The organism is Agromyces sp. GQ35, assembly GCF_059758475.1.
The window spans coordinates 1-397 of the sequence record NZ_JCAXEO010000010.1 but is presented as its reverse complement, the minus strand read 5'-3'; the positions used below and the strand labels follow the sequence as shown (position 1 = coordinate 397).

Below are 397 nucleotides of genomic sequence, written 5' to 3'. Positions count from 1 at the left end.
CGGCGATTCGGTGCGGTTCGCGCCTGACGGGTTCGTGACGTTCGAGCACAAGACGGGTGAGCTCGGCACGAAAGAGGTGCAGTACGTCGTGTCCGATGGCACGTTGACCTCGGCCGGGGTGCTCACGGTGGAGGTGAAGGAGCCCGGCGCTTTGAACCCGATCGGGACCCCTGATTTCGCGGAGGTCTTCGCCGGCGAGACCATCCTGATCGAGCCCCTCGTCAATGACCTGAGCCCCTCAGGCGAACCACTTGTCTTGCTCGGCCTCGACAGCAGTCCGTCAGGTGCCGCCATCACGCCGAATACCGATCGTGGCGTGATCGCGTTCTCGTCGGATCAGGTCGGCACGCATATCTTCTTGTACAACCTGGGTGCCGGTGCGGCGACGAGCGTCGGC

The 397-nt window shown here is 64.2% G+C and carries 1 protein-coding gene; it reads left to right on the top strand.

Annotated elements, in window-relative coordinates; genetic code table 11:
- Nucleotides 1-34: 34 nt before the first annotated feature.
- Nucleotides 35-397: hypothetical protein (locus AC6CH0_RS17770; protein ID WP_498103337.1), on the top strand; the 363-nt coding region annotated here is incomplete at its 3' end.